Annotated in this window: 6 protein-coding genes and 1 riboswitch; all 6 genes read left to right on the top strand. The window is 44.0% G+C overall.

Going from position 1 to position 8,723, the window contains the following annotated elements; genetic code table 11:
- Nucleotides 1-2,163: ATP-binding protein (locus A3761_RS19490; RefSeq protein WP_156491965.1), on the top strand; the 2,163-nt coding region annotated here is incomplete at its 5' end.
- Between the two features lie 84 nt (nt 2,164-2,247).
- Nucleotides 2,248-2,485, top strand: a riboswitch (cobalamin riboswitch).
- A 102-nt stretch (nt 2,486-2,587) separates the two neighbouring features.
- Entirely contained in the window at nt 2,588-4,522 is a 1,935-nt protein-coding gene (locus tag A3761_RS19485) for a TonB-dependent siderophore receptor (protein WP_068552898.1), read from the top strand.
- 36 nt (nt 4,523-4,558) lie between these two features.
- On the top strand, nt 4,559-5,743 hold the full coding sequence (locus A3761_RS19480) for a hypothetical protein (protein WP_068552900.1): 1,185 nt from the start codon (nt 4,559-4,561) through the stop codon (nt 5,741-5,743).
- 18 nt (nt 5,744-5,761) lie between these two features.
- A complete protein-coding gene (locus tag A3761_RS19475) occupies nt 5,762-7,246 on the top strand; it encodes a cobyric acid synthase (protein ID WP_068552902.1) in 1,485 nt (494 codons plus the stop codon).
- Entirely contained in the window at nt 7,243-7,797 is a 555-nt protein-coding gene (cobU, locus tag A3761_RS19470; RefSeq protein WP_068552905.1) for a bifunctional adenosylcobinamide kinase/adenosylcobinamide-phosphate guanylyltransferase, read from the top strand. Before A3761_RS19475 ends, cobU begins: the two co-directional genes overlap by 4 nt.
- A gap of 9 nt (nt 7,798-7,806) precedes the next feature.
- Entirely contained in the window at nt 7,807-8,598 is a 792-nt protein-coding gene (locus A3761_RS19465) for an ABC transporter ATP-binding protein (protein WP_068552907.1), read from the top strand.
- The last annotated feature ends 125 nt before the right edge of the window (nt 8,599-8,723 follow it).

The following is an 8,723-nucleotide window of genomic DNA, read 5'->3' as shown; positions in this document are numbered from 1 at the left end:
AAAGCGGTTGCGGGCTTTCCCATTGAAGAGTTACTAACAGAGTATGAGGAGGCGAAGGCCTTTGTCGAGAAAAAGTCTTTGCGTGTTCCTTTTCTGCCGATACTTGAAAACTCTTGGCAATCTTATCTTAAGCACGAATACTTGCTTGGCGACGAAAACTTCGAGGCGACCTCGTTAGCAATTATCAATGGTAGTTCTTTCAAAGCCTTTCTCATGTATTGCCGTTTTGAATACTTCTTCTGGGACGAAGCGGATTGCGAAACACTGGTTGCGCATTTGTTTGACGCGGTTGCAAGTTACGGGCTTTTCAAAAGCCATTTTATGATGGTTGACCTATATTGCCTTAGTAATCTTGCCTTTATTCGTGCTCAGAGAGAGGGCTTTGTAGGCGCTAGTCATCAAGCATTCAAAAAATTGGAGAAAGTATCAAACGAGCTCAAGCACATTCTTCAGCTTCGAGCCGATTTATATTCTCTTAATCATGAGCATAAAATTGCTTTGGTAGAAGCAGAGCAGCTTGCCTTAGATGGCGCGCCTTTTGAACAAACGGCAAAGCGTTATAAACAGGCCATAAAGGAAGCCGAGGAAAACGGCTTTAGACAATATGCCGGTTTATCAAACGAATTCTTTGGACGCTACTTAATAGATATTGGTTTTGAATCCCTTGCCGATGTTCCGATTAAACGGGCACATAGCTGGTACAAGAGTTGGGGGAATAAAGCCAAAATTGATAGGCTATTAGCATGTTATCCTGAGCTGGCTATAAGTGAGAAACGTGATAAAACAGTGCCAGCCACATTTAGTAATTCGTCAAATGTTACGCTGACTCAGCAGTTTTCAACTGGCTTATCCGCGACCAGTTCAGTCAGGTCGGGAGAGGCTTTGGATTTTCAGTCAATCATAAAGTCAATGCAGACCCTGTCGGGGGAGTTGGATTTACACAACCTCATTGAAAGCATGATGAAAGTAATTCTTGAAAATGCAGGTGCACATATTGGGGTCTTGGTTGTACAGAGCCTGAAGGGGCCAAAGATAGAAGCTCAAGTCGATTTACCAAACGATCAGGCTTCCTATTTAATGCATATACCTCTGGAAAAGTCCGTGAATGTTCCTCAGGACATAATCAATTTAACACTTCGTTTAGGTGAAACAATCTGGCTAGAAAATGCTTGCGCTGACGGCGAGTTTAAAGAGGATGCTTATATATCGAAAGCAAGGTCAAAGTCGGTATTATGTTTGCCAATTGTTTACCGAAAATCTCAAATAGGCGCTCTGTACTTAGAGAATAACTTGAGTACAGGGGTCTTTACCGAGCAGCGCATGAGTGTGATAAAAGTCTTACTGACACAGGCTGCTATATCGCTTGAAAATGCGCGTTTGTTTAATGAAGTGACGGGCCTGAATGCTAGTTTGGAAGAGAAAGTAGCCCAGCGAACACGAGATCTGGACCAGGCTAATGTTGAATTAGCCTCAGCAAATAAAGAACTGGAGTCATTTAGTTACACTGTATCGCATGATCTAAAATCACCCTTACGCATGATCAAAGGCTTTAGTGATATCTTACTTGATGATTACGCCTCGCAGCTTGATGAAGAAGCGCAACGGATATTGGCGAAAGTCGTTGCCGGTGCCAAGTCGATGGAAGACTTGATTAACGGTTTGCTGGACCTGTCACGAATGCAGCGAAAAGAAGTAAAAAGAACAGACCTAAACTTAAGCGAAATTGCTGACACAGTAGTGGCCAATCTGCGCGATACCTATCCCCTGCGTGTCGTAGATATTTATATTCAGCCAGATATGAATATCAATGGTGATGCCAGAATGATGCATTCAGTCGTTGAAAACCTGATAAACAATGCCTGGAAGTACAGTAGCAAGACAGAATCTGCAGAAATAGCATTTAGCTCTGCTTTGGTAGAGGACGAACTCGGAAGAACAGAGCGCGTGTTTAAGGTTAAGGACAATGGTGCAGGTTTTGATATGTCACATGCCGGTAAGCTCTTCTCGACCTTCCAGCGATTGCATAACAAAAGTGACTTCGATGGCACCGGCGTCGGTTTATCAACGGTTAAGCGGATTGTCGAAAAGCATGGAGGGAGGGTCTGGGCCGACTCTGAGGTTGGCAAAGGCGCAAGTTTTTACTTTACTATTCCAGAGCAATAAATATTTAGGGCCAGAATAAAAATAGCCGTTTTTACTCTGGCCCTAAATATTTGCATACTTGACTTTTAAACCTGACATTATTACATTAGCGCCCACGTTACAGGTGTTCTTGGCTTTGTCCATTTGCTAAGAATGAAACGGGAAGTTGGTGAAGGCTGTATGTTAAAGCAGTGAATAAGTCCAACGCTGCCCCCGCAACGGTAATTGAGTAACAGGACTAGCTCTCGCCACTGTGTAATTAATACATGGGAAGGCGCTAGTTCTACTGACAGTGATCAGATGCTCATAAGCCCGGAGACCGGCCTGAGAACTTAATTTAAGGTATTGCGGAGGGCGATATTTGAAAATATTGCTGTGCGTAATTTTTCTCCAGTATATTTTTTACTTCCTTCGTAAGCCATCATCACATGCTGTTGGGTGAGTTGTGCTTAGACTTGTTGCTGCCTATTTAGTACTTATAATTTTTTCCTATCATGCTTATGCACAGGAAATATTAGGAAAACATAACGAAGTACTTGTTCAAACTTCACGCCCCAAGCTGACTGATGTTGACCCCTCAAGCAATACTGGTTTAGTTACCGTTATCAAGAAAGAAGATTTCTCTAGTGATGCCGTAAGCGTTGCCGATATAGTTGAGCGCCAAGTGGGGGTTCAAGTCAGAGATCTTGGAGGCTTTGGCAGTTTCAGTTCTGTTAGTGTTCGCGGCTCATCTAGTAAACAAGTAAACGTGTACTTGGATGGTGTATTGCTGAATGGCTCCTACCAGGGGGCTGTCGACTTGAGCCAGTTCTTACTTGGTGCGGTTGAACAGGTAGAAATATACCGGGGTAATGTCCCGATATATTTAGAGCAAGCCGGGATTGGTGGGGCAATTAATATCAAGACTAGCGGTGGTGCACGAAAAGCCGGTGGCTTACTTAGTTCAAGTCTTGGTTCAGAAGGCCTCAAACGTGCTGCAGCATCGTATAAAGGGAGTCTGGATACCCTTAATTATCTTTTTTCTGCTGAGCACTTTAGTGCTGACAATGACTATACAGTCATCAATACAAACGATACGCCCGATTATTACGCCGACGATTATGATCAAAATAAGAACAATAATGATGTTGTACATACATCACTTCTGGCATCATTTAACGAGCAGGTTAATGAGGCGTATCGATTTAGTTTAACTACGCAATACTCTAATAAAGAGCAGGGTGTTCCAGAGATACAAAACCTTGCAGACAATGATGCCACCTATGACTCAGAGTTCTTTTCGATGCAAGCCAATATAGAGCAGCATCTTAGGCGCGGTATTGTTTTTAACTATAGTTTATATGGACTTTATAAAGAAACGATATTTCGGGATGAGAAAAATCAAGTAGGTTTATTGCGAAATGATGACCGAACTGTATCAAAATCATTTGGTGGAAATATTAAAGCTAGTTTTTCTTCCGGTGCGAATCTTTGGGCCGCACTGTTAAGCGCAAAGATCGAAGGCTACGATCTACAGGAACGCATCGAAGGCACTTCTAGTCAATATCAGCGCGTGACAACTGTTGTCGGGCTACAAGATGAATGGCTGTCTAATTCAGGTTTTTGGTTGGTCAATGGTAGTGCTCGTGGGATCTCTGTCGTAGATGAAATAAAGCAGGATCAGGTTGCTGAGTTTTATCATGACCTCCAGCTTGGTTTGCTTGCACAGCTAAGTGCTGAGGTTCAATTCAGGGCCAACATCTCCAGAAATATTAGACTTCCCGAGTTAAATGAAATGTATGGTGATCGCGGGTTCACTTTAGGCAATGAAGACCTTGTTGAGGAAAAAGCCCTAAACACCGATATTAGCCTTAGTTATCAGTCAACCAGAACATCCGGTACGCTCGCTTTGTTTTATCGTGATCTTAACGATGCCATTGTCACTATTTACAACTCGCGAGGCATTGGCAAACCGCAGAATCTTTCTAAAGCGCAAGTGATCGGTATTGAAGTCAGCAATGAGCTTCACTTATCGAATTTTGTCTGTATTAATTCGAACCTCACCTTCCAAGATACTGAAGATAAATCTAACTCTAGAGCCTTCAGGGGGGAGTCCTTGCCGGGCGTTTATGACTTTTCCGGAACTGTTGAGATGCGGGTTGCCGACCAAGGGCGTTCGGTTGGCTTGGAATATGTACGGCAGTCGGGTGGTGTTTACGATTCAGCTGGTGTGGCCGAACTTCCCGACGTTAAGCAGGTTAACGCCAGTCTTGGCTTTAAAAGTGAAAAAGATTCACTCGAATTTAAAATTAAGAATGTTAGTGGTCAGCGTGTAAGCAAATACAACCGATTCCCAGGGCCCGGGCGTCAGTGGTTTGTTTCTTATGCTCATCAATTTTGATCGATAGTGTGTAAATACTATTAATAGGAGCAAGTAATGAATATTGAAAAAAATGTGGCAGGTAAAAAACTAGTCTTAGGGCTATTGGCGCTAGGTGCGATTGGCGTTACTGGTTGTTCAAGTGACAACAGTATCAAATCTGAAACAGCTGGTTTGTATGGAAATATTGCCGCATCAGTTTACGTTAGCGATACTTTGGCGTACTTTCAGGGAAACGAAAGCTGGGGTTCTAGTAGTCTTTATCAGTTTAACCCTACAACGGGTGCGGTAGTAACGGAGCCTGTTACCGGTTTCGAGAGTGTCGATATACAGTCGCTGGAACTTAGCCCATCGGGGCAGTTGTGGGTAGGTGTTGGAGACTTTGCAACACCTCAGATTCAGATTCTTAATACTAGTAATAACGCAGTGGTTGATACGATTCAGTTAAGCAATAACCCGGGAAGCATTACCTTTTCAGAAAACCTGAGTGGCGATTGCGCGAATGCTTGTGCATTTATTAAAGGTGTTGCATCTGATTATTCATCTAGTGATATTTCAATTGCGGAAGCAGTTGCGCCTTTTGACCACACTGAAGGATTTGCAGCTACGGATCGTTCTGATATCGATGTGGCAGTAAATGGAAGTGACTACTACAGAATAGGTAAGTACGGTGAAAATAACTTATCGAAGTACGATATAGACAACCCAAACACCTTAACCTGGCAGTACGGTTTGAATGATGAAGACGGCGAAAGCAACAGTAACCCATATGATGTGCTTTTCGCATCTGATGATAAAGCCTATGTTATTCGCTGGGGAGAAGGGTCAATTCTTGTCATCGATCCAAGCGTTACTGATAGCTCGTCAGATGATTTCGTATTAGATAGTATTGATATCAGTCATTATGATGAAGACGGCCTCCCGAATGCTTCTGCTGCATTGATCCATGAAGACGTATTGTATGTTGTCACTCAGGGACTTGATAGCTCGTATGCGCCGAATCAAGCCTACCTAATCGCAATTGATACACTGACTGACGCAGAAGTGTCAATTGGTACTGGTGAACTAGATGGCTTAGAGCTAACCGTTAAGAACCCAATTGAAATAGACCTTTTTGCAGGAGATTTATTCATAACAGGAGTGGGGCGTTATGCTTCGGGTGACCGTGCTGCTGAGTACACAGGTGGTATTGAGAGGATTGACCTTGATACGCTGAGCTCGTCGATAGTTGTGAACGACTAATTGAGTAAAGGTTAAGATATGACAACACTGATGATACAAGGCACCACTTCAGATGCGGGTAAAAGTACCTTAGTGGCTGCTTTGTGTCGTTGTTTGGTGAGGCGCGGCCATAAAGTGGCGCCTTTTAAGCCTCAGAATATGGCGCTCAACAGTGCTGTTACGGTTGATGGTGGCGAAATAGGGCGAGCGCAGGCATTGCAGGCGCACGCTGCTTGTGTTTTGCCGACAACGGATATGAATCCGGTTTTGTTGAAGCCTGAAACAGATACCGGTGCGCAGGTGATTATTCACGGTAAGTCCAGAGGCAACATGTCTGCGACGTCTTACCATGAATATAAACAGGTTGCGATGGCTGCGGTGCTAAGTTCACATGAGCGACTTGCTAATGAATTTCAGCATGTCATTGTTGAAGGTGCTGGCTCACCGGCAGAGATTAATCTACGCGACAGAGATATCGCAAACATGGGTTTTGCTGAGGAAGTGGATTGCCCGGTTATTTTAGTTGCCGATATTGATCGCGGCGGTGTGTTTGCACATTTGGTCGGTACTTTGTCATTGCTGTCTGAGTCTGAGCAAGCGCGTATCAAAGGTTTCGTCATTAACCGATTTAGAGGTGATATTTCCTTGCTTCAGTCTGGCTTGGACTGGCTGGAATCGTATACGGGAAAACCGGTGCTTGGTGTTCTGCCTTACCTTCATGGTCTACACCTTGATGCAGAGGATGCTTTGCCAGAGCAGATACTCGATCCAAGTTCTGAATATAAATTTCGTGTAATTGTGCCGGTTGTTCCACGTATAAGTAATCATACAGATTTTGACCCTTTGCGTTTGCATCCTGATGTTGATTTTCGTTATATCAATGTAGGGGACCCGGTTCCGCCTGCGGATTTGATCATATTGCCGGGCTCCAAATCCGTTCGTTCTGATTTAGGTTTCTTAGTTCAAAATGGTTGGAAAGACATTTTAAATCGTCATTTAAGGTATGGCGGAAAGGTGTTGGGAATATGTGGCGGTTATCAGATGCTAGGGCAATTAATCACTGATGAAAGTGGTGTAGAAGGTCGGCCAGGCAGTAGTGAAGGTTTCGCTTTGCTTTCGTGTGCGACTAGCTTGTTGGCTGAAAAGAAATTACTTAATTGTGTGGGCGAGTTAGCCGAAAGTTCAGCACCTGTAAAAGGCTATGAAATTCATACGGGAGTGACCACAGGACATGACTTGGCGCGCCCGATGATTGTCAATTTGGGGTCATCAACGGGTGACGCTTCTCTCGCGGGTACAGATGGCGCAACTAGTAGTGACGGCCTGGTTAAGGGTACCTATTTGCACGGTATATTTGATTCACCGGAAGCATTGCAAGCACTGCTAGAGTGGGCTGGACTAAGATCAGATACCACTGTCAACCTTGAAGAAGTGCGTGAGAAGCAGTTGGAGCGCTTAGCCAATGCTTTTGAGTCAGCGATTGATATGGATAAGCTGATAGAGTTACTGGAGCAGACCGGATGAAAAGACTCATTCTTGGAGGGGTAAAATCTGGCAAGAGCCGATATGCAGAACAGCAAGCAGAGCTAGTTATGGCAAACAATAGTGCATCGTCGATTTGTTTGCTTGCCACTGCACAAGCACTGGATGAGGAGATGGCAGCACGAATTGAGCGTCACAAGGCAGATCGGCCAGATCATTGGTGTGTGATAGAAGAGCCGCTAGAGTTGGCAAAAGTGCTTGAGGAACGTGCTGGTGAAGATATAGTGCTCGTTGTTGATTGTCTTACCTTATGGGTCACTAATCTTTTGATGCTTGAAGACAAAACACGCGTCCAGTTAGAGCTTGATCGATTTGTCGAGGCTGTCAGTCTAACAAATGTAGAATTAATTTTGGTTTCCAACGAGACCAATATGGGAGTCATGCCTTTAGGCGATTTAAGTCGTAAATATTGTGATGTAGCAGGGCTGTTACATCAAAGCTTGGCAAGCCTTTGTGATCAGGTCGATTTAGTTGTCGCAGGCTTGCCTCTTTCACTCAAATCCAATGCGAACAATAAGCCTGGCAGTTCTTAGGAAATATTGATGCTTGATAGCGAAAATAAAACTGCTGATCCTTTGTTAAGTGTGAATACTTTATCGTGGCACTGTGGTAATAAGGTGATCCTGCAAGATATTAGTTTTGCCCTATCAGAAGGAGGTTTTGTTGGCTTAATCGGCCCTAATGGCTCAGGGAAGTCCAGCTTGATGCGTTGCTGTTACAGAGTAAACAAACCGAGCAAAGGCAATGTGTCCTTAGGCGGCTCGGATATCTGGGAGAACAGCTTAAGGGACAACGCAAAGCAGGTGGCTGTCATTTTGCAGGAGCATCATGATCATTTAGGGCTGACGGTAAGAGAGGTTGTACTGCAAGGGCTAGCGCCCCACAAGGGCTTGTTTGAGTGGGATACAAAGGAAGATATTCGTTTTGTCAGTTCAGTTATTGCTGATATGGACTTATCGGCTGTTGAAGATTGCTTGTTCAGTATTTTGTCGGGTGGTGAGAAGCAGCGCGTGATGCTTGCAAGAGCAATTGTGCAGAAACCCCGCTTATTAATTATGGATGAGCCAACCAATCACTTGGATATCCACTACCAAATTGATCTGCTGAACAAGGTGAAGCATTTAGGAATAAGTGTTTTATCTTCATTTCATGACTTAAATCTCGCCGCGGCTTTCTGCGATAGTTTGTTGGTGTTAGACCGTGGCAGATTGGTTGCTCAAGGCTCTATAAATGAAGTGCTCAATGAGTCTTTAATATCCAAAGTCTTCAAGGCGAAGGTTAAGGTAGATCGCCATCCTAGCGCAGATGTTCCGAGAATTAGTTATGAATACTAGTGTCGAGGCTAGAACGGGTTCGCTGATTGCCGGTAAGTTCATAGCTTGCTTGCTAATTACTTTTCTCGTTCTGTTCTGTCTAGTTTCAGCTTTGGGTTTTGGGCCTATCAATATATCGTATGCCG

The organism is Oleiphilus sp. HI0123 (assembly GCF_001635315.1).
The sequence above is the reverse complement of the archived record's forward strand: the minus strand, read 5'-3'. Positions and strand labels throughout refer to the sequence as shown.

What these genes read in the sequence shown, in the direction of transcription:
- A3761_RS19475 (WP_068552902.1), top strand. Translation starts at nt 5,762, where the DNA reads ATGACAACACTGATGATACAAGGCACCACTTCAGATGCGGGTAAAAGT.
- A3761_RS19465 (WP_068552907.1), top strand. Translation starts at nt 7,807, where the DNA reads ATGCTTGATAGCGAAAATAAAACTGCTGATCCTTTGTTAAGTGTGAAT.
- A3761_RS19480 (WP_068552900.1), top strand. Translation starts at nt 4,559, where the DNA reads ATGAATATTGAAAAAAATGTGGCAGGTAAAAAACTAGTCTTAGGGCTA.
- cobU (WP_068552905.1), top strand. Translation starts at nt 7,243, where the DNA reads ATGAAAAGACTCATTCTTGGAGGGGTAAAATCTGGCAAGAGCCGATAT.